The sequence below is a fragment of the Saccharopolyspora hattusasensis genome (assembly GCF_050972075.1).
GTDB lineage: Bacteria > Actinomycetota > Actinomycetes > Mycobacteriales > Pseudonocardiaceae > Saccharopolyspora > Saccharopolyspora hattusasensis.
In genome coordinates this window covers 2,279,684-2,299,956 of sequence record NZ_JBPCDC010000001.1, presented here as the reverse complement: position 1 = coordinate 2,299,956, position 20,273 = coordinate 2,279,684, and the positions used below count along the sequence as shown (strand labels likewise).

General features: G+C 67.9%; 16 protein-coding genes. 8 read left to right on the top strand and 8 right to left on the bottom strand.

Annotated features, from left to right (window positions below; genetic code table 11):
• Positions 1–314: 314 nt before the first annotated feature.
• Entirely contained in the window at positions 315–1,766 is a 1,452-nt protein-coding gene (locus ACRXBZ_RS10060) for an amino acid permease (protein WP_433878872.1), read from the bottom strand.
• Between the two features lie 185 nt (positions 1,767–1,951).
• Here ACRXBZ_RS10060 and ACRXBZ_RS10055 point away from each other — a divergent pair, with 185 nt between their 5' ends.
• The 5 genes from ACRXBZ_RS10055 (at position 1,952) to ACRXBZ_RS10035 (ending at position 9,814) form a co-directional block, all read left to right on the top strand.
• A complete protein-coding gene (locus tag ACRXBZ_RS10055; protein WP_433878871.1) occupies positions 1,952–2,098 on the top strand; it encodes a hypothetical protein in 147 nt (48 codons plus the stop codon).
• A 368-nt stretch (positions 2,099–2,466) separates the two neighbouring features.
• Entirely contained in the window at positions 2,467–3,846 is a 1,380-nt protein-coding gene (locus tag ACRXBZ_RS10050; RefSeq protein WP_433878870.1) for an FAD-binding oxidoreductase, read from the top strand.
• A gap of 127 nt (positions 3,847–3,973) precedes the next feature.
• Complete coding sequence (locus ACRXBZ_RS10045; protein WP_433878869.1) at positions 3,974–5,203, top strand: class I SAM-dependent methyltransferase; 1,230 nt, start codon at positions 3,974–3,976, stop codon at positions 5,201–5,203.
• A 137-nt stretch (positions 5,204–5,340) separates the two neighbouring features.
• Positions 5,341–5,823 carry a VOC family protein gene (locus ACRXBZ_RS10040; protein WP_433878868.1) on the top strand — a complete coding sequence of 161 codons (483 nt, stop codon included), beginning with the start codon at positions 5,341–5,343 and terminating at the stop codon, positions 5,821–5,823.
• A gap of 22 nt (positions 5,824–5,845) precedes the next feature.
• Positions 5,846–9,814: a tetratricopeptide repeat protein gene (locus ACRXBZ_RS10035; RefSeq protein ID WP_433878867.1), complete on the top strand. Its 3,969-nt coding sequence runs from the start codon at positions 5,846–5,848 to the stop codon at positions 9,812–9,814.
• A gap of 163 nt (positions 9,815–9,977) precedes the next feature.
• Here ACRXBZ_RS10035 and ACRXBZ_RS10030 read toward each other — a convergent pair whose 3' ends face one another.
• The 3 genes from ACRXBZ_RS10030 to ACRXBZ_RS10020 are packed head-to-tail and all read right to left on the bottom strand — an operon-like array spanning position 9,978 to position 13,430.
• The gene (locus ACRXBZ_RS10030; RefSeq protein ID WP_433878866.1) at positions 9,978–11,390 is read right to left on the bottom strand and encodes a lipase maturation factor family protein; all 1,413 of its coding nucleotides are present in this window, start codon (positions 11,388–11,390) and stop codon (positions 9,978–9,980) included.
• Positions 11,391–11,409: 19 nt separating this feature from the next.
• The gene (locus tag ACRXBZ_RS10025) at positions 11,410–12,816 is read right to left on the bottom strand and encodes a zinc ribbon domain-containing protein (RefSeq protein WP_433878865.1); all 1,407 of its coding nucleotides are present in this window, start codon (positions 12,814–12,816) and stop codon (positions 11,410–11,412) included.
• A complete protein-coding gene (locus tag ACRXBZ_RS10020; RefSeq protein ID WP_433878864.1) occupies positions 12,813–13,430 on the bottom strand; it encodes an IS607 family transposase in 618 nt (205 codons plus the stop codon). The genes ACRXBZ_RS10025 and ACRXBZ_RS10020 overlap by 4 nt, the downstream gene beginning before the upstream one ends.
• A gap of 110 nt (positions 13,431–13,540) precedes the next feature.
• Between ACRXBZ_RS10020 and ACRXBZ_RS10015 the strand changes: the two genes are divergently transcribed.
• A complete protein-coding gene (locus ACRXBZ_RS10015; RefSeq protein ID WP_433878863.1) occupies positions 13,541–14,365 on the top strand; it encodes a putative RNA methyltransferase in 825 nt (274 codons plus the stop codon).
• Positions 14,366–14,377: 12 nt separating this feature from the next.
• Here the strand turns inward: ACRXBZ_RS10015 and ACRXBZ_RS10010 are convergent, their stop codons facing one another.
• Positions 14,378–14,662 (bottom strand): DUF397 domain-containing protein, encoded by a 285-nt coding sequence (locus ACRXBZ_RS10010; protein WP_433878862.1) that lies wholly within the window; start codon positions 14,660–14,662, stop codon positions 14,378–14,380.
• Positions 14,659–15,537: a helix-turn-helix domain-containing protein gene (locus tag ACRXBZ_RS10005; protein WP_433878861.1), complete on the bottom strand. Its 879-nt coding sequence runs from the start codon at positions 15,535–15,537 to the stop codon at positions 14,659–14,661. The genes ACRXBZ_RS10010 and ACRXBZ_RS10005 overlap by 4 nt, the downstream gene beginning before the upstream one ends.
• Before the next feature lie 145 nt (positions 15,538–15,682).
• Here ACRXBZ_RS10005 and ACRXBZ_RS10000 point away from each other — a divergent pair, with 145 nt between their 5' ends.
• On the top strand, positions 15,683–15,997 hold the full coding sequence (locus ACRXBZ_RS10000) for a hypothetical protein (protein ID WP_433878860.1): 315 nt from the start codon (positions 15,683–15,685) through the stop codon (positions 15,995–15,997).
• A 133-nt stretch (positions 15,998–16,130) separates the two neighbouring features.
• On the opposite strand, the gene ACRXBZ_RS09995 is transcribed toward ACRXBZ_RS10000, so the two are convergent.
• Entirely contained in the window at positions 16,131–17,600 is a 1,470-nt protein-coding gene (locus ACRXBZ_RS09995; RefSeq protein ID WP_433878859.1) for an aldehyde dehydrogenase (NADP(+)), read from the bottom strand.
• A 171-nt stretch (positions 17,601–17,771) separates the two neighbouring features.
• Positions 17,772–19,121 (bottom strand): FAD-dependent oxidoreductase, encoded by a 1,350-nt coding sequence (locus tag ACRXBZ_RS09990; RefSeq protein WP_433878858.1) that lies wholly within the window; start codon positions 19,119–19,121, stop codon positions 17,772–17,774.
• A 337-nt stretch (positions 19,122–19,458) separates the two neighbouring features.
• Between ACRXBZ_RS09990 and ACRXBZ_RS09985 the strand changes: the two genes are divergently transcribed.
• A complete protein-coding gene (locus ACRXBZ_RS09985; RefSeq protein ID WP_433878857.1) occupies positions 19,459–20,268 on the top strand; it encodes an SAM-dependent methyltransferase in 810 nt (269 codons plus the stop codon).
• The last annotated feature ends 5 nt before the right edge of the window (positions 20,269–20,273 follow it).

Below are 20,273 nucleotides of genomic sequence, written 5' to 3'. Positions count from 1 at the left end.
AGTGCACGCTGAGACGCAGCGAACACCCTTGATCGATCGCGAGGTCTTCCGCTTCGCGGACACCAAATTCCATTTCCAGCAATTTCAATGGAAATCGGACCTTCGATTTCCATTGAAATCGCACTACCGGAACGCCGGAACGCCGGAACGCCGGAACGCCGGAACGCCGGAACGCCGGAACGCCGGAACGTCGGGACGCCGGGACGCCGGGACGTAGGAACGACGTCGGAACGCCGGAACGCCGGACGTCGTAGGGGGACGACGTCCGGCGTTCCGAGTTCCGGGTTCCCGGTCCTCCGACCGGGGTCAACGGCTCACTTCTGGGGGTCGGTGGACGAGAGCTCGTTGAGCTTCGACTTCCGGTAGCCGTAGGCGAAGTAGATCACCAGGCCGATGGCGAACCAGACGGCGAACCGCAACCACGTCACCGGGTCGAGGAAGGTGACCAGCCAGATCGAGAACACGATCCCGATGACCGGCACGATCGGCATGCCGGGGCACTTGAACGCGCGCGGCAGCTCCGGCCGCTTGTAGCGGAGGACGATGACCGCGGCGCACACGATCACGAACGCCAGCAGGATTCCGATGTTGGTCAGCTCCGCGGCCTCGCCGATCGGCAGCAGACCCGCGATCAGCGCCGAGGCGATGCCGATGAGCCAGGTGAAGCGGCTCGGCACCTTGCGCACCGGGTGGGTCTTGGAGAACCACTTCGGCAGCAGGCCGTCCCGGCTCATCGCGAAGCCCACCCGGGTCACACCGAGCATGAAGGTGAACAGCACGGTGAGGATGCCCAGGATGGCGCCGACGGCGATGACCGCGCCCAGCACCGGCAGACCGACGTCGGCGAAGGCCGTGGCGAACGCGCTCTCGGCGCTGATCTGCTGGTACGGGATCATGCCGGTCAGCACCAGGCAGGCCAGCACGTAGAGCACCATCGAGATGGCCAGCGAGTACATGATCGCCTTCGGCATGTGCCGCTGGGCGTCCTTGGACTCCTCCGCCGCCGTGCTCATCGCGTCGTAGCCGAACACCGCGAAGAACACCGTTGCCGCGCCGGCGAACGCGCCGCTGATGCCGAAGGGGAAGAACGGGTTGTAGTTGCCGGTGTTGATGTGGAACGCGCCGACGACGATCACGACCAGCACCACGGCGACCTTCAGGTACACCAGCAGCGTCTCGAAGCGCGCCGCGCTCTTCATGCCCTGGTTGAGGATGAAGGCGATCAGCAGGCACAGCAGCGCCGCGAACAGGTTGATCTTGTAGCTACCCGCTGGGGCGGCGCCGTCCTCGGTGCCCGGCGCACCCATCATCCACAGCGGCAGATCGATGTGCAGGAAGCCGAGCAACTCGTTGAAGTAACCCGAGATGCCGATGGCGACCACCGCGACGATCGCGGTGTACTCCAGCAGCAAGTCCCAGCCGATCAGCCAGCCGACGACCTCGCCGAGCACCGCGTATCCGTAGGTGTAGGCCGAACCGGCCTTGGGGATCATGCCCGCGAACTCCGCGTAGGAGAACGCCGCGGCCGCGCTGGCGATACCCGCGATCAGGAAGGAGATCAACACCGCGGGTCCGGCTTTTTCGTTGGCGACGGCGCCGGCCAGGGAGAAGATGCCGGCGCCGATGATGCCGCCGACGCCGATCGCGGTGAGCTGCCACAGGCCCAGCGAGCGCTTGAGCCCGGTCTCTCCGTCGTCCTCGACGATCGAGTCGATCGGCTTGCGGCGGAATATCCCCCGCCCTGGGGTCAGGCTTGGTGTGGTCACGGATTCTCCCGAATGCGTTCGTCCTGCGCGAAAGGGTACGTACATCGCGTGATCCGGCCCGGTGGACGTCCCGCGCAACGTCGTCCGTGTCCTGCATCACCGAAGGGATTGCACGTCGCGGCGAAACCTACGCGCCGCCGACGCGTCACTTGGTTGTGGGGTCGGATGAGAGTTTCGAGCCTCGTTTGGTCGAGCGGACAAACGGCCGGTGGTCGGCCCGCGGGGCGGAGGCGACGAAGATCGAGAACTTCGCGTCGGTGGCGCGCCCGGCCTCGGTGCTGGTGAAGCGGGAGCTGGCGGCCGCGTTGCGGGGCACCCGGAGTACCGGCTGATCTCGGTGGGGCCGACCAAGGTGCAGGGCTTCCGCGGCCTGCGCGCCTGGGCGCTGCGCCGTTCGTGGTGAAGTCGCATCGTCGGCCATGAGTCTTTCGGGTTGCTGTTGCCGCCCAGAAGGCTCACGGTCGGCGTGCGGCACCGGCCCGGTGCCGATGTGACCGAAATCCCGCTGCATTTGCATGCGGCAAGCAAGAATCTTTGATAGCGCACCGGTTCTACGTCGATCACCTGGCGTTTTGCGATCCTCGACGACCGTCGCCGACGGTCCTGCCTGGTTGATTTACCCCTTTCACCCGCGTTGCGGCCACGTTCGGTCCACGTAAAACGGGATGCCTGGGGGCTGGACCAGCAATAGAGTCGAGGCATGGCCGATCGGGGAACAGTCGTGGCAGAAAGCCATTCCGACGAAGTATCCGCTCTGGTGGTGCAGTACGGCCGGTTGCCGGCCGGCGCGCCAGTGCGCCTAGCCAAACCGACCTCGAACCTCTTCCGCTTCCGCGCGCCGTCGCAGGGGCCGGGACTGGACGTCGGGCGGTTCAACCGGGTGCTGGAGTTGGATTCCGCCGGCCGCACCGCGCAGGTGCAGGGCATGGCGACCTACGAGAGCATCGTCGACGCGCTGCTGCCGTCCGGGCACATCCCGCTGGTGGTGCCCCAGCTCAAGACGATCACGCTCGGCGGTGCGGTCGCCGGGCTGGGCATCGAATCCACCTCCTTCCGCAGCGGTCTCCCGCATGAATCCGTGCGGGAAATGGAGATCCTCACCGGCGCCGGTGAGGTGGTCCGGGCCCGGCCGGACAACGAGCACGCCGACCTCTTCCGGGGATTTCCGAACTCCTACGGCACGCTGGGCTATGCGCTGCGGCTGGAGATAGAGCTGGAGCAGGTCAAGCCGTACGTCCGGTTGCGGCACGTGCGCTTCGGCTCGGCGCGGGAATGCGCCACGGCGATCGCCGACATCTGCCGCGACCGCAGCTTCGACGGGGAGCCGGTCGACTTCCTCGACGGCACCGTGTTCAGCCCACGCGAGCAGTATCTGACGCTGGGGTCCTATGTGGACAAGGCGCCGTTCACCAGCGACTACACCGGGCAGCAGGTCTATTACCGGTCCATCCAGCAGCGGCAGGTCGACTACCTGGGCATCCACGACTACCTGTGGCGCTGGGACACCGACTGGTTCTGGTGCTCCCGAGCGCTCGGCGCGCAGCACCCGCTGGTCCGCCGCTTCTGGCCGCAGCAGTACCGCCGCTCCGACGTCTACCGCCGGATCGTGGCCTGGGACCGCCGCCACTCGGTCACCGACCGGATCGCGGTGCTGCGCGGCAAGGGCCTCAACGAGCCGGTGATCCAGGACGTGGAGATCCCGGTGGTCCGGCTGCCGGAGTTCCTGGAGTTCTTCCACCGCGACATCGGGATCTCCCCGGTCTGGCTGTGCCCGGTGCAACTGCGCGACCGCGAGGGCTGGCCGCTGTACCCGATGGACCCGGACACGCTGTACGTCAACGTCGGTTTCTGGGCCACGGTGCCGCTGAAGCCGGGCGAGGCGCCGGGGCGGCACAACCGGGCTATCGAGCGCGCGGTGACCGAACTCGGCGGGCACAAGTCGCTGTACTCCAACTCCTACTTCGAGGAAGCGGAGTTCTGGCAGCTCTACAACCGCCCCGCCTACCAGCAGTTGAAGGAGAGGTACGACCCGAAGGACCGGCTTCCCGGGCTATACGAGAAATGCGTGGGGGAAAGATGATTTCTACGCAGCTTGAGTCATGGTCACGTCGTTTTTGGCAGGCCGGGCACATCGCTCGAATGCCCTTCGGGCATAAAAGCAAATCCCACGCGGCCCTCGAACTGAGCGGCAGGAAGGAGATCCGCTGATGGGCTGGGCAGAGGCGTTCACGCGCATCCTCGGAAGCGACGTCTCGGTAGAGGTCCGCGCGTTCGACGGCAGTCGCGCCGGACGTGCCGGGGCGGATGTGTGCGTGGAAATCCGTTCGCCGCTCGCACTTTCGCATCTCGCCGCCGCGCCGGGCGAGCTCGGCCTGGCGCGCGCCTACGTCACCGGGGCGATCGAGGTGCACGGCGACATGTACACCGCGCTGACCGCGTTCCCCAGCGTGGCGCTCAACGACATCTCGCCGAGCCTGCGGCGCGAACTGGCGGTGAAGCTGGCCGGGTACCGGTTGTGGTGGCCGGTGCGACCGCCGGCGGTGGAACACCGCCCGCGCGGCTGGCGGCACTCGAAGCGCCGCGACAGCAAGTCGGTCTCGTACCACTACGACGTGTCCAACCGGTTCTACGAGTGGGTGCTGGGTCCGTCGATGGCCTACACCTGCGCGGTGTACCCCGAGGCGACGTCCACTTTGGAGGAGGCGCAGTTCACCAAGCACGATCTGGTGGCGCGCAAGCTCGGACTGCAGGAAGGCATGCGGCTGCTGGACGTCGGCTGCGGCTGGGGCGGCATGGTGATGCATGCGGCCGAGCACTACGGGGTGCGGGCGCTCGGCGTGACGCTGTCCCGGCAGCAGGCGCAGTGGGCGCAGAAGACCATCGCCGAACGCGGGCTGGCCGACCTCGCCGAGATCCGCCACCTGGACTACCGCGACGTCACCGAGACCGGATTCGACGCGGTCAGCTCGATCGGGCTCACCGAGCACATCGGCCTGGCGCAGCTGCCGGGCTACTTCTCGTTCCTGGCGGGCAAGCTGCGCCCCGGTGGTCGGCTGCTCAACCACTGCATCACCCGGCCGGACGGCAGCCACGGGTCGCGGCCGGGCAAGTTCATCGCCCGCTACGTCTTCCCGGACGGCGAGCTGGAGCCGGTGGGCACGCTCGTGTCGGCGATGAACGACAACGGCTTCGAGGTGCGGCACGACGAGAACCTGCGGGAGCACTACGCGCTGACGCTGGCCGGTTGGTGCCGGAACCTGGAGGAGCACTGGGACGAGGCGGTCGTCGAGGTCGGCTTCGACCGGGCGCGCGTGTGGCGGCTCTACATGGCGGCCTGCCAGCTGGGTTTCGAGCGCAACATGGTCCAACTGCACCAGGTCCTCGGCGTCCGCCTGGACGGCACCGACGCCCACTACCCGCTACGTCCGACCTGGTAACCGCTCCATGCCGGTCATCCATGCAGTGCCCGTGAGGACATGGGGAAGGACGGACTTCGCATCCGCGATGAGTTCTGCCGCGGCGGCCGGTCTACCTGTCTGCGGCCAGCATGATGGCGACGAGACGGGAGACGGGCATGTACGAGATCAAGCAGAAGATCATCACCAACCTCTGGTTCGACACCGCGGCCGAGGAGGCCGCGCGGTACTACGCCGGCATCTTTGACGACTCGCGCGTCGTGCACGTGCAGCGCTACGGCGAGGCGGGGCCGGGCGAGCCGGGAACGGTCATGACCGTGCTGTTCGAGCTGGCCGGGCAGCAGTTCGTGGGCATCAACGGCGGGCCGCATTTCAAGTTCACCGAGGCCATCTCGCTGGAGGTCCTGTGCGACTCGCAGCACGAGGTGGACCGGCTGTGGCAGCAGCTCGGCGAGGGCGGCGAGCCCGGCCCCTGCGGCTGGCTGAAGGACAAGTACGGCCTGTCCTGGCAGATCGTCCCGCGCCGTCTGTACGAACTGATCACCGCTGCGGACGAGGCCAAGGCCCAGCGAGCGATGAAGGCGATGCTGAGCATGGGCAAGCTCGACATCGCCACCCTTGAAGCAGCAGCCGAAGGCTGAGCGCCCCCAGCGTCGGCGACGGGTGACGGCGATCTGCGCGTTCTTCCCCGGGCTGGTGTTCGGTGCTGGCAAACTGCCGCTGGCAGCGAACGCGGGGCGAGGGGTGAGCGAGATTTCCAGGGAAGTGCGCGACTTCAGCGATATCGACCTGCTCCGACGCCGCTGCGACTTCGGCGCGGCGCAGCAGGCCGCCGATTCGGCCCTCGCCCGGGGCGACAGCGCCGAACTGCGCATCCTGCGAGGCAGGGTGGCGTTGGGCCGGATCGCCATCCGAACCGCGCTGGAGGAGTTCGAGCGCGCGCTCGAACTCGACCCGGCATCCGAACGCGCGCACGCGTGGCGCATCGCCGCGTTGGAGCGCAGCTACCGCTATGCCGAGGCGCTGGAGTTCGCCGAGTCCGCGCTTGAGCGGTTCCCGGAAGGCGTGTTCGTCCGCGTGGCGATCGGGCGCCTGCTCATCGAGATGCAACGGCCCGACGATGCGACGCGCCACCTGGAGAAAGCGCTCGCGATCGCCCCGGATGACGTCAATGCCATCGAATGGCGATGCTTCGCGCTGCACGCGGCCGGCGACCTGGACGCCGCCGTTGCCACCTCGCGCGAAGCGCTGCGCCGATTCCCGGACGAGGCAGATCTCGTGGACCTGCTGGCCTTCCTAGAGGTCGAGGAGCTCCGCTACGAGGCGGCGTTGCGCACCGTGGACCGCGCGCTCGAACTGGACCCGTGGCACGAGCTCGCCCATGAACGCAAGATCTTCCTCTTGCGGCTGCTGGACAGGTTCGAGCAAGCCGAGCAGGCGGCCTCCGAGGCGCTCACCCGGCTGCCGCATTCCCCGGATCTGGTCTGCGAGCACGCACTGGTCGCCAGTCGGCGAGGCCAGGACGAGCTGGCCGTCGAGCGCATCGGGCGGGCCGCCGCAGCGGACCCGGACAACCCGTTCCTCGCCGACTGGTACGCGACGTTGCTCCGGGACGCGAAGCGGCCCGAAGACGCCGAAACCGTGCTTGACGCGGCCCTGGCCGCGAACCCGGAATCTCCCCGGCTGCTGCTCGAGCAGGTGTGGCTGCGCGACGCCCAGGGCCGCCTCGACGAGGCGATCGAGCTGGCGCGGACCGCAGCGCGGATTGATCAGTACCTGCCACGAGCCCGCAGCATGGAGGTCATCCTGCTGCGCAGCGCAGGTCGGCCGGAAGACGCCGGGAAAGCGGCCAGGGAAGCGCTGCGGCAGTTCCCCACCCACCGACCGCTGCGGCTCGGGTTGGTCAACTCGCTCAACGCCCAGGGCCGGACCGATGAGGCGTTGCAGGAGTGCGTCCGCTTCCTGGACGACGACCCGTACGACATCGACCTGATCCTCGCCAGGTGCAACCTGCTCAACGGGTTGTACCGCTACGACGAAGAGCTGGCGGCGGCGCACGAAGCACAGCGCCGGTTCCCGGACGTACCGGCGCTGCGCTACCTGTTAGGGCGAATCCACCGGGCCCGGGCGGACTACGACGCCGCACTTCCGTGGGTGGAACGCACCCTGGACGTGGCGCCGGGCCACGTCGGGGCGTTGGAGTCCAAGGCCATCGTCCTCCGCCTGACCAGCCGGTTCGACCGAGCCGAACAGGCCGCCCGGGAGGGGCTGCGCGAAGCCCCGCTCGCCCCCGAACTGCATGAGGAACTCTCCCTGGCGCTGTCTTGCCAGGGCCGGTACGACGCTGCGGTCGCTGCACTGGAAGACGGGCTCGAGGCATGCGGCGAGACTTGGTACCTGCGCCAGGCGCTGATCGCGGAGTACGTCCGCCAGGGCCGCTACGAGGAAGCGTTGCAGGCCACCGATCATGCGTTGCGATCGGACACCGGGAACGTGCCGGCCTTGCTGGAACGCTACGACGTCTTGATGGAGCTGCGCCGGTTCGGCGAGGCCGAGGCCGTCGCCGCCCGAATGGCCGAGGAGTTCGGTGCGGATGAGGACGTCATCCGCACCCTCGGATGGCGAGAGGTTCGCTTCGGCCGCATCGATGCGGCGATCGAGTTCTTCCGTCGCAATTCCAGCAGCGACGATTCCAAGCTTGCCTTGCAGGATCACGTCAGGGCGCTGCGCATCGCCGATCGTTACGACGAAGCCGTCGCGTTGCTGCGCGGGGAGCTGGCGCAGGACCCGGATTCGCGGTTCCTCCTGGTGGAACTGAGCCGGACGTTCCGGCAAGCCGGTCTGTTCGAGGACGCCTTGCGGCTGGCGCGCCGGGCGAAGCGGGCGGAGCCGCATTCCCGGGTGGCGATGTGGGACGAGATCGTCGCATTGCGGCGGATGCGCCTGGCCGCGGAGGCCGAGGAAGCCACGCTGGCCGCGATCGAGCGGTTCCCCCACGACCTGGACTTCTTGCGCCTGCTGGGCGAGATCTACGTCGACACCTACCGCCTCGATCAGGCGCTGTCCTGTGTGGCCAAGATTCTGGCGTTCAGGCCGCTCAGCCTGAACGCCGTCGTGCTGAAGACCGGTGTGCTGCGCAAGCAGCGCAGGTATCGCGAAGCGGAGCACGTCGTGCGCGGTTACCTGCGGCGATTCCCGGGTGATCGGTCGCTGCTGGTCGAGCTGGGCTGGATTGAGCTCGACCAGCAGCGGTTCACCGAGGCGGAGAAGCACTTCTCGGCACTGCTCGACGACGCGTTCGGACCGGACGAGCGAGGCGACGCGCTCGTGGGCCTGGGCCGGGTGGCGTTGCGCGGCAACGACATCCAGAAGGCGCAACGGCATTTCCGGGCCGCACTGGAGATCGACCCGCGCGACGACGAAACCCGGCTCTCGCTGGCCGCCGCGTTGCTGCGCGACGTCGGAACAGCGCAGCACGACGAGGTGGAACGGCTGTGCCTGGGCGTCATCGAAGACGACCCGTGCGACGACGAGGCGCATGCGCTGCTGGGCGTGCTGAACTTCCGGCGCGGCAACCACGCCGCCGCCGAGCACCACCTGCGCACCGCCACCGAACTCGACCCCTACGCCGGCGCCCACGTCGACCTCGCCGCGCTGTACAGCCAGCTCGGGCGTTTCGACGAGGCCGAGAAGCTGCTGGACCAGGCCGTCGAACGGGACTGGTACGACGTGCAGGCGCACGTCGAACTGGGCAACGTCTACCTCCAGCGGGACGTCGACGGCGGGGAGCCGGGGGAGTGGGCCGGGCGGGCTACGCAGCAGTTCCGCCAGGCGACCGTGCTGGATCCGGGCAACGGGACGGCCGCGATCGGCCTGGCGCGCTCGGTGGTGCGGTCCGCCGGGGACCTGGTGAGCGCGGAGGAGCCGCTGCGCTACGTGCTCGACCGGTCCGACTGCGACCTGCCGAACTGGCGCCTGCAGGTCGAGTTGGCCCGGCTGCTGGTCCAGCGCGGCGACGCGACCGGCAGCGAGGACCTCTACCTGGAGGCGCTGGCGGTAGCCCGGGAAGCGATCGGTTCGGCCTCGGACCAGGCCGAACCGTACTTCGTGGCCGGTGTCGCGGCGTACAAGATCGGGGAGAGCGGCGACGTGCAACTCTCGTCGCTGCACTTCCGCCGGGCGATGCGCTACCTGCGCCGGGTGGAGAAGTTCGACAGCCGGCACTCCGAGGCGCACCGGGTCCGGGTGCTCGCGCAGCAGCGCATCCGGCGGGCCCGCTCGAGCGTCGTCGGCAGCACCGCGCTGATCACCGTGTCGCTGGTGATGCTGGCGTTGATGTGGGGCGCGTTCTTCCTGCGGTACCAGGTGCCGACCGTGCTGCTCGGCACCTTGACGCCGGTGCTCGTGGCGATGGTGGCGATCGGTTTCCTGCTGCCGCTGCTGGTCCGGCTGAAGCTGCCGGGCGGTCTGGAGGCCGATCTTTCCGCGAGCCTGCACCAGGTTTCCTCCGGGCCGACCGGTGAGGTCACCCTCGGCGCCGGGCGTTACGGGGGTCGGCGCAACGAGCAGGCGCGCTCCCGCCCGGCATCGCTCAGCGAAGGTCCGCGCGGGGAGCTCTCCGGCCGCAGCTGACGAAGAGGGCGCGCAGGATGGGATCGCCCCGCGCCGCGATGTTGGTGGGGCGGAGCGAACGGACAGTTCGCGCCGCCCCACGAGGCGAATGGTCCGTTCGCGCCACCCAGCGACCCCGTGAGGAGCGGGACCGCGGCGATACTCACGCCAATCCGCGCAGCCGCTACACCAGGTCCTCCAGGGTCAGGGGCGGGATGAAGTCGCCGACGCGACTGCGGATCCAGAATGCGCCGGTCTCGCGGCGTTCGGCGCGGGTCGCGAAGCGGTAGCGGTACAGGTGCGCCCGCACGAACATCGGCGGCGACTCCGGGAACGGGTTGCGGCGCAGCAGGCGCAGCACGTGTTCTTCGTTGCGCAGCAACGCTGCCACCAGGTTCGGCAGCCACGTCCGGCCGTAGCTGGGGGAGATCGCCAGGAACCACATCAGCCAGTCCAGGCGGAGGTGGTAGGGCGCGACCTGCGGCGGACGCCGGCCCGGGTCGCCGGGCTTGCCCTTGAACTCGTACTCCAGCCAGCCGCCGTCCGCGTCGGCCGCGCCCTCGATGATCACCTCGTAGCGGGTTCGCGTGACGCTGCCGAAGGCGCCGTATGTGTTGCCCAGGTGCAGCCGGTTGAAGCTGCGGTTCATCACCTGCCGCCGCCCCAGCATGTTCCACACCGGCCAGTAGCTGAGCACCACGAAACCCACCGTCACGGCGAGCACCGCGGCCACGAACCACGGCGGCGGGGCGGTCAGCGGCGGTGGGGTGGGCGTCACCCAGCGCAGCAGCCACGAGCCCATCGCCGAGAACGCCAGCGTGATGGTCAACCAGTTCAGCCACGCGAAGTTGCCGCTCAGCATCAGCCAGCCCTGCGTCACCACGACGATCAGCGCGGCCACCGTGGCGGCGGGCTGCGGGGCGAACAGGATGAACGGCACCACCAGCTGCGTGCCGTGGTTGGCCATGACTTCGACCTTGTGCAGCGGCCGCGGCAACCAGTGGAACCAGCGGCTGAACGGGCCGGGCATCGGCTGGGTCTCGTGGTGGTAGTACAGCGCGGTGAAGTCCCGCCAGCAGGAGTCGCCGCGCAGCTTGATCAGCCCGGCGCCGAACTCGACGCGGAACAGCAGCCAGGTGAGCAGCCACAGCACCGGTGCGGGCGGGGCGACCGATCCGGGGCCGAGGAAGATCGCCAGGAATCCCGCTTCCAGCAGCAGCGATTCCCAGCCGAACGAGTACCAGACCTGCCCGACGTTGACGATGGACAGGTACAGCAGCCACAACACCAGCCACAGCGCGATCCACGCCCACAACGGCGCGAGGTCGACGACCAGCGCCAACAGGCTCCCGACGACCCCGACCCAGCAGACGCCCGCGTAGAACCGGTCGGAGTAGTGCAGGTGGAACAGGCTCGGCGAGCCGCGAAACGGGACCCGGGCCAGGAACCGGGGGATCGGCGTCAGGCCGCGCTCTCCCAGCAGGCCCCGGAACTGGCGCAGCGCGCTGGTGAAACCAAGCAGGTATCCGACCGCGATCAGGTGCTGGACCGCGAACCGCGCGGCCCAGTAGTCGGGTGCCGAAACCCAGTCCCACATCCTGCTTCCTATTCGTTGATCACTGTTGATCAGAACGGATAATTCGCTCTCCACACCTACATTGACCTGCGGTGTTGGAGTCCTGGTCCGGCAGTCTGGACCGTTGGCGATCTCGCTCCTGGATGATCTGCTTGACCTGCTTATGCGGGGTCCACAGGGAGATGTCGGGGTCTCCGTCTCGTTCCAGGATGTTGATCGCGGCAGCATGGTCGGCTTGCCACACGACCCCGCCCCCGTGGGGGCAGTGAAGCCGGTCCCCAGCACGACGACCGAGGGTCGACGTTCCGGGGATGACTTGCGACGTATAGGCAGGGTTGACCAGCCGCAACGACGAACCTCGTCGTTCCGACACGTCGTGAAGTGCTTGCGCGGTAACGCCCTTTGTCCAGGCCGCCAACCGCCGGTTGGTGTTTTTGCCTAAGCTCCGGCCACTGATGCGCCGAGTCAGGTCTTCCGCGACGATCACGGCGGCGTCGTCAGCGACAGCGTGCACCGCCCGGTACGTGGTGTCCCGAACGCGGGTTTTCCACGCCCGGTCCTGGCGGTGCTTTTTGACCGTTCCTAGGTTGTTGCGGCGAATCCGGTCGGCCTTGGCGTGGTTGCCGCGTTTCTCGGCGGTGTTCGCGACCCAGCGCAGCTTCGCTCGCCGGGCGTTGCGGTCCTTGAGTTCGTCGGATCGGATGCGCAGCATCTCGCCGAACTCGGTGCCGTGGTGGCGTCCGTCGGAGTCGGTGAGTACTTCGGTGTATCCCTTGTCGACGCCGATCGTCCGGTCTCCGGAGGGCCGGTGGCTGGACTTCATGGCTTGGTCGTCGATCTGGTGGTGCACCTCGACCCGACCACCGCGCAGGATCAGACGCAGCGTCCTCTCGGGGGCGATGGTGGTGTTCAGCGGTACCGCGATCGACTCACGTGCCACGATTCCGGGGACTTTCAGCCACACGTTGCCACCGTTGGTGAGCGTGTAGGTGCGCACCTTGTCGGAACGGATGATGATCTGGTTCGTGGTGTGGCTGTGGCCGCGTTTCCAGCATTGCCGCATCCACCGGCGCAGCATCGGATCGTCGGTCCACCGGTCGCGCTTCAGCAGCGTGTACAGGTGCTTTTTCTCGGCGTCGGTGAGGTCGCGGCGGGCGATCTTCCGGCGCACTTCGACCTTGGCGGCGTCGCGGTGTGCGCGGATGTCAGCCACCGCGTCGCGGACGGTTTCCTTCCATGCGTTGGCGGGGACACCGAAAGACGCTGCAGTTCCGTCGGCCATCCACTTGTCGCGGACGGTGCGGTCCGAGACTCCGACCCCGGCGACGGAACCGAACTGGTTCCACACCATTGACCGCACACGACCAAGACGACGCGCTTGCTCATCCAACGTGGCGTACTTACCCGCGTTGAGCTTGTCGGAGTAGGCAATCCTGGTGACCTTCACCACGAACCACCGTCGGTGAGGTCGCGGTCGGCCTTGATCTGCTTCTCGTAGCGGCGCAGGCCGTACAGACGACAGGAGAAGGTGTGCACGATCGCCAGCAGGTCTTCCACAAGTTCCTGTTGCGGCGACAGCGACTCCGTGTTGGCGACCGTGATCCGGCATCCGTTGCGCTCGGCAACGTGCTCGATCAGATCGAACCCGAACCGGGTCAACCGGTCCTTGTGAGCGACTACCAGGTGTTCGACCTCGCCGTCGGCGATGCGGTCGGCGAGCTGCACGAACTTCTTGCGTTTGAAGTTCATGCCACCGCCGATCTCAGTGATCCACTCGGTGACCGAGATACCCGCGTTCAGGCAGAACGTTTCCATCGCGGAGACCTGCGACGCCAAGTCGTCTTTCTGACCAGCGCTGGAAACTCGGCAGTACACGACGGTCGCCCGGTCGGCATCCGGTGTTCCGAGTTGTAGCACTGCGCGCACATCGGACTCGTCGAAGTACCGCTGTCCGGTGGTGGTGCGCTTGGCCGTGATGCGACCCTCGCGCTCCCACCGTCGGACGGTCTGTGCCGACCGTCCGACGCGGGCAGCGAACTCGCCGATCCTGTACGCGCTCATGTTGAACAACAGTACACAACAGTGCACAAGAGACAAACTACTAGTCACTTCTCCCCACTCCTGCCGGTGGACGGCTCCTAGAATCTCGTACCGACGGTGTGGAGGCGAGCTTGCTGGACGACGTGGTGGCGGTGCTGGCCTGTCCGCACTGCGGTGCGGACCTCGGCCGGGCCGGGAACAGCCTGCGCTGTCCGGCCAACCACGTGTTCGACATAGCCCGTCAGGGCTACGTGAGCCTGCTGTCCGGTGGCACGAAGGTCGTCGGTGACACGGCGGCGATGGTCGCGGCGCGGGCGGAGTTCCTCGAAACCGGCCACTACGCCCCGATCGCAGAAGCGGTGGCCTCGGCGGTGTCCTCGCTCGATGGCTGCATCGTGGATGTCGGTGCCGGCACCGGTTACTACCTGGCCCGGGCCCTGGGCGAATCTGACCGGGTCGGGGTCGCGCTGGACGTCTCCAAGTACGCCTGCCGCCGCGCCGCGAAGGCGCATCCCCGCCTGGGTGCCGTGGTGGCCGATGCGTGGCAGATGCTGCCGGTGCGCAGCGGCGCGGCAGCGGCGGTGCTGAACGTCTTCGCGCCGCGCAACGCGGCGGAGATGCACCGGGTGCTGCGCCCCGGTGGCCAACTGGCGGTGGTCGTCCCGAACCCGGGCCACCTCGTGGAGCTGGTGTCCGCCCTCGGCCTGCTGAACGTGGACGAGCGCAAGCAAGAACGGCTCACCGAACAACTAGCCGACCACTTCGACCTGGTCTCGCAGGAGACCTGCGAGTTCCGCCTGTCGCTGAGCCCGGAGGAGGCGGAGTCGGTGGTGGCGATGGGCCCCAGCGCCTGGCACGCGAACCCGGAAGACCTCCGGGCCCGCATCGCCGACCTCCCGAAGCCCCTCACCTCGGCCGCCTCGGTCACCATCGCCCGCTACGCCCGCCGAGCCTAAGCCCGGCGCTGTTCAGCGGTCGAATCGATCCGCCTTGAGGCCGCTGAGAAACCCGTCCCAAGCATCGGCCCCGAACAACAGCGCCGGACCACTCGGATCCTTCGAGTCCCGAACCCCGGTCACCGAGGTCCCAAACCCGACCTCAATGCACTGCCCACCGTTGGGGCCGCTGTAGCTGCTCTTGCGCCAGACCACGCCGACCTCGACGCATGCTCCGCCGTTCGGCCCACTTCTTGTGCTCCGACGCCAGGTCACGTCGAGTAACTCGGTCGCGTCATCGACATGAGATTTGTTCACTGTGCCTTGCCCTTCACTAGCTTCTCCAACAAGTTGCAGGAGTCTTCGGCGGGCAACGCAGTCTGAGCCAAGCGATCAAAGTCTGCCCTGAAGTCCGTGATCTCTTCGGACTCCTCCAGGTACAACCCGCCCTTCTGGTTCTCCAAGTACAAGACACCAGGATCATCGGCTCTTGGGAAGCCCAGCCAGCTGTACGATCCGAGCTGTCCTCGATGCGGACCGGCGTGAAACGGCATGATCTGAAGCGTGACCTGCGGATGTTCGGACATCGCGATCAGATGCGCGATCTGATCCTTGAGGATGAAGTCGCTGCCCATCCTCCGGTGAAAGACCGACTCATCGACGATGGCATGCAACTTCAACGTACCCGTGTCCCGATGTAGGGCGTCCTGCCGTTGTAGTCGCGCTTCGATTTGCTGTCGCTGCTGGGCGTTGGAGACGCGGCTTCCCGCAGTGATCAGCGCTTCGCTGTATGCGCGGGTCTGAAGCAGACCTGGCACGTATCCCAGATCCCACTCGTGGATCTCGCTGGCTCCCCATTCGAGTCCGATGTAGAGGGAGAACCACTCCGGGATCGCACGGTTGCCGTCCCACCAGCCCTTTTCCTTGGCGATGTCGGCCAGTTGCAGGTACCAGTCGACGCGTTCCGACGGCACGCCGAGGAACGGGAGCATGACCTCCAGATCCGGGCCGCTGACGGCGTTCCGCATGCTCTCGATATGCGCGATCTTCGCGTGGTTGCACCGAAGGCGCTTGGCAACGTCGGACTGCTTGAGCCCGGCGGCCTCGCGCAGTCGCTTGATTTCCTGCGCCAGCCATCGACGACCCACGGTCGGGCTGATCGTCTGCGGGCTCGGCGCCTCGGCGTCGTTCACGGTCACCCCTTCAGGTTCTGAGCGGTCGCTACCACCCAAACGAGGCCTTGTCGTGTCAAGTTTACTGCGTCAAATTGACTACTGTCACTCTCGGCACGGGCAACACTACTTTTCGCAACTGTCACCACTGTCACGGGGAGGCTCCATGCGCTGTGCGATTGCCCTTTACCAGGTCGTTCACCCAGAATCGATCGGCTCGTACGACAGGCTGCTGCTCGTCGAGCCATTGCCCGGGGACGAATCGCCGGATGTGTGGCAGGGATGCCTGCACGACTGGGCGCTGGCGAAGCTCCGTCGAGGCGATCACCGCTTCGGGATGTACCTCGCCGCCGTCGTCCCGGTCGACGACCACGGACAACCAGACGAGAACAGGCTCGACGACCTCATCGAGCAGGACTTGGCGCCGATAGAAACCCACGTCTGCTGGTCCGGCGTCGGCGAGCTCGTCGAGGCGTCGTGAGTGACGCGAAGTGAGCGAAGGGCACCTTCGACCGGCATAGTCCTTCGGTCGAAGGTGCCCTTACTCGTCGCCTGAAAGCGCGGGTTAAGGCGCGCGGGCTGCTCCAGGTGACGTGCCCGTTCTGCGCGACCAGTTACTTGGGTCCGTGGATGGTTTGCGGGATGCCCCAGGGGTTTTCGTCGCGCAGCGCCTCGGGGAGGAGGTTCTGCGGGACGTTCTGGTACGTCACCGGACGCAGGAAGCGGTCGATCGACGCCGTGCCCACCGACGTGAAGCGGGCGTCCGTCGTCGCCGGGTACGGTCCGCCGTGCTGCATCGCCGGGGACACCGCGACACCGGTCGGCCAGCCGTTGAACAGCACTCGGCCCGCGCGCTTGCGCAAGCGGCTCACCAGGGTTCCCGCGAACTCCGTGTCGTCGTCCTCCGCGTGCAGCGTTGCGGTGAGGTTGCCCTCGAACGCCTCGGCCGCGCGCCGGGCCTCGTCCTCGGAGGAGTAAGTGACCACAATGGACAGTGGTCCGAAGACTTCCTCCAGCAGTTCCTGGCGGTTCGCCAGCAGCGTGTCGACGTCGGTGGCCAGCAGCGTCGGCACCGCGCCGTCGTCGACGCTGCCCTCCGCCAGCGCCCGCACGCCCGCCACCTCGGTGACGGCGGCACGCCGCCCGCAGTAGCCGTCGTGCAGGCGCTCGTTGAGCAGCTTGTGCGCCGCGACGGCCTTCGACTCCGCCGCGAGCACCTCGTCCAGGCCGTGGTCAGCAGGCAGGAACAGCAGCCCCGGCTTGGTGCACAGCTGCCCGGCGTTGCCCGAGTACGACGCCACGTAGCCCTTGGCGATCTCCTCGCCGCGGGCGCGCGCCGCGCTGGGCGTTACGAAGACCGGGTTCAGGCTGCCGAGCTCGCCGAAGAACGGGATCGGCGTGGGCCGCGAGTTGGCGATGTCGAACAGGGCGCGACCCGCCGGGACCGAGCCGGTGAACGCCGCCGCCTTGATCCGGGGATCCTGCAGCGCAGCGGTGCCGACCTCGAAGCCCAGCACGACGTGGAAAGCCCCGTCCGGGGCACCGGATTCGGCCAGCGCCTGCACGATGATCTCGCCCGTGCGCACCGAAAGCCGCGGGTGCCCGGGGTGGCCCTTGAGCACCACCGGGCAGCCCGCCGCGAGCGCCGAGGCAGTGTCGCCGCCGGCGACGGAGAACGCGAACGGGAAGTTGCTCGCCGCGAACACCAGCACCGGGCCGATCGGCTGCAGGATCCGGCGCAGGTCCGGCTTGGCGCCCAACGGGAATGCGGCGTCCGCGCGGTCCAGGGTGGCCTGCAGGTAGCTGCCCTCGTCGAGGACCTCGGCGAACAGCCGCAGCTGGAAGGTGGTGCGCTTGAGCTCGCCGGTCAACCGCCCTTCGGACAGGTTGGACTCGGCCATCGCCAGCGGCACCAGCTCACTGGCGGCGGCGTCAAGCGCGTCGGCGACGGCGACGAGCTGGCGGGCGCGGGCGGCGGGCGACTGCGCGCCGAAGGGCTCGGCGGCGTCGGCGGCCCGCCGCAGTACGGTGTCGAGTTCGGCTTGGGTGGTGTCCGGAATCCGGGTCGCGGTCAACGTGCCCATCCTTTGCGCGGTACGAGAGCTTTCCCCCACACCGTAGTACGCCACACAACCGGCAGGCCGGACGACGTTCGAAATCACGCACCGTGTGGTGTCAATTTCGCGAGAAATTGACGTTCACCCGGGTGACGGTCAATTTCTCGCGAAATTGCGTCCCACCCGCCGCGAGAAAGGTCACTCGCCCCGCGAGATTCGGACCATCTCCTCGCGTGGGACGACCTTGATGCGCTCGCGGCCCTGGGCTTCGCCCAGCGCCTTCTCGTGCGCGTCCAGGCGGCCCCAGCCCTCCCACGTCGTGTACTCGACGCCGCGATCTTCCAGCAGCCGCAGGATGCTCTCGCCCGACGGCTCCTCCGCCTTCGGCATCGTCGCCAGGTCCGCGAGCAGGTTGCTGATCGTCTCCAGCGCGTCGCCCTTGGTGTGGCCGATCAGGCCCACCGGGCCGCGCTTGATCCAGCCGGTGGTGTAGACGCCCGGGATGTGCTCGCCGTCCAGGTCCAGCACCCGGCCGCCCTCGTTGAGCACGGTGCCCATCTGGTGGTCGAACGGGATGTCCGCCAGCGGCGAGCTCAGGTACCCGACCGCCCGGTAGACCTGCTGCACCGGGTAGGTCTCGTACTCGCCGGTGCCGCGCACGTTGCCGTCGCCGGTGAGCTCCATGACCTCGACCTTGAAGCCCTCGACCCGGCCGGTGCCCAGCACCTCGACCGGTGAACGCAGGAAGTGCAGGTGCAGCCGCCGCGCGGTGTCGTGCTTCGGGTCCCGCAGCGCCCAGTCCTGCAGCGTCTTGACGATCGTCTTGACCTGGTTGTGGGTGCGGATCGCCTCCTCGCTGGCCTCGTCGAGCTCGAAGCCCTCGGGGTGCACGATGATCTCCACGCCGGCCTGGTGGTCGAGCTCGCGCAGTTCCAGCGGGGTGAACTTGGCCTGCGCCGGGCCGCGCCGCGCGAACAGGTGCACGTCGGTGACGCGGGAGGCCTTCAGGCCCGCGTGCACGTTGTCCGGGATCTCGGTGCTCAGCAGGTCGTCGGCCTGCTTGGCCAGCACCCGGGCCACGTCCAGCGCGACGTTGCCGGCACCGATCACCGCGACCTTCTCGCCGTCCAGCGTCCAGTCGCGCGGGGCCCCCGGGTAGCCGTCGTACCAGTAGACGAAGTCGGCCGCGCCGAAGCTGTGCGGCAGGTCGATGCCGGGGATGTCCAACGCCCGGTCCTGGTCTGCGCCGGTGGCGAAGATGACCGCGTCGTAGTGGTGGCGCAGGTCGTCCAGCTTGACGTCCACGCCGTAGTCCACGTGCCCGAGGAACCTGATCTCCGGCTTCTCCAGCACCCGGTGCAGCGCGCTGACGATGCCCTTGATGCGCGGGTGGTCCGGAGCCACGCCGTAGCGGATCAGGCCGTAGGGCGCCGGCATCCGGTCCAGCAGGTCGATCTCGACCGGGGTCTCGGACTTGGTCAGGATGTCGGCGGCGTACACGCCGGCCGGACCGGCCCCGACGATCGCAACCCGCAGAGGGCGAGTCATTCCATCTCCTCCTACGCCCCGCACCGGCCCGAACGGATATCGGCCGGATTGCGGCGCTCGCTGACTGGCCCATCACGACTGGGCACGGTGGGCGTCCACCAAGACCCCACCAGCTTAGGTACCCCTTACCCCGGATCCCGCGATGCGGACGGTGACAATGCTCATATCCGGTTCCGGGGCCTCCGGTGGGCGACGTCGAGTGCGTGACTCGAAGCGGTGGGTGACAGTAGGATCGCCGCTTGATCAACGCTCCCGAGCGCGGTGACCACAGCTCGAAATGGTTCTGGTCGGTGCCGCGGTTCGGGGCGCCGGAAGACCAGCGCTGGAGGTCACGCGCATGGAGTTACGGCCGGACTGGATACCCGAGGGCGTCGACCTGGAGAAACCCAGCGCCGCCCGATGCTACGACTTCTACCTCGGCGGGGCGCACAACTTCGCCGTCGACCGCGAACTCGGCCGCAAGGTCATGGAGGTCGTGCCGAACGTGCGGGAGGTCGCCCGGAACAACCGGGGCTTCCTGCGCCGCGCGGTTCGGTACTGCCTCGATCGGGGCGTGCGGCAGTTCCTGGACATCGGCTCCGGGATCCCCACCGCGGGCAACGTGCACGAGATCGCGCAGGCCATAGACCCCACGACCCGCGTGGTCTACGTCGACAACGAGCCGGTCGCCGTGGCGCACAGCCGCTCGATCCTCAACGGCAACGAGAACGCCACGATCGTGCAAGCCGACCTGGTCGACGTCGATGACGTCCTGGACGCCCCGGAGACCCGGCGGTTGCTCGACTTCTCCCAGCCCATCGCGGTCATGATGGTCGCGCTGGTGCACTTCGTCCCGGACAGCCGCAAGCCCCGCGAGGTGATCCGGCGCTACCACGACCGCCTCCCGGCCGGCAGCTACCTCGGCTTCTCCCACGTCACCGGCGACCACTACCCGGAAGGCGTCCAGGGCCTGGTCGAGCTGTACAAGAGCAGCACCAACCCGGTCACGCTGCGCACCCGCGACGAGGTCGCCGAGCTGGTGTCCGACTTCGAGATCGTCGATCCGGGCGTGGTCTACGTGCCCGATTGGCGCCCCGACACCCACGAAGACGTCTGGGAGAAGCCGGAGCGGTCGATCGTTTACGGGGCCGTGGCCTGCAAGGTGTGACCCGC

Excerpts from the sequence above, each read along its gene's own strand:
- ACRXBZ_RS10050 (WP_433878870.1), top strand. The coding sequence starts at position 2,467 with ATGGCCGATCGGGGAACAGTCGTGGCAGAAAGCCATTCCGACGAAGTA.
- ACRXBZ_RS10045 (WP_433878869.1), top strand. The coding sequence starts at position 3,974 with ATGGGCTGGGCAGAGGCGTTCACGCGCATCCTCGGAAGCGACGTCTCG.
- ACRXBZ_RS10040 (WP_433878868.1), top strand. The coding sequence starts at position 5,341 with ATGTACGAGATCAAGCAGAAGATCATCACCAACCTCTGGTTCGACACC.
- ACRXBZ_RS10030 (WP_433878866.1), bottom strand. The coding sequence starts at position 11,390 with ATGTGGGACTGGGTTTCGGCACCCGACTACTGGGCCGCGCGGTTCGCG.
- ACRXBZ_RS10020 (WP_433878864.1), bottom strand. The coding sequence starts at position 13,430 with ATGAGCGCGTACAGGATCGGCGAGTTCGCTGCCCGCGTCGGACGGTCG.
- ACRXBZ_RS10000 (WP_433878860.1), top strand. The coding sequence starts at position 15,683 with ATGCGCTGTGCGATTGCCCTTTACCAGGTCGTTCACCCAGAATCGATC.
- ACRXBZ_RS09995 (WP_433878859.1), bottom strand. The coding sequence starts at position 17,600 with ATGGGCACGTTGACCGCGACCCGGATTCCGGACACCACCCAAGCCGAA.
- ACRXBZ_RS09990 (WP_433878858.1), bottom strand. The coding sequence starts at position 19,121 with ATGACTCGCCCTCTGCGGGTTGCGATCGTCGGGGCCGGTCCGGCCGGC.
- ACRXBZ_RS09985 (WP_433878857.1), top strand. The coding sequence starts at position 19,459 with ATGGAGTTACGGCCGGACTGGATACCCGAGGGCGTCGACCTGGAGAAA.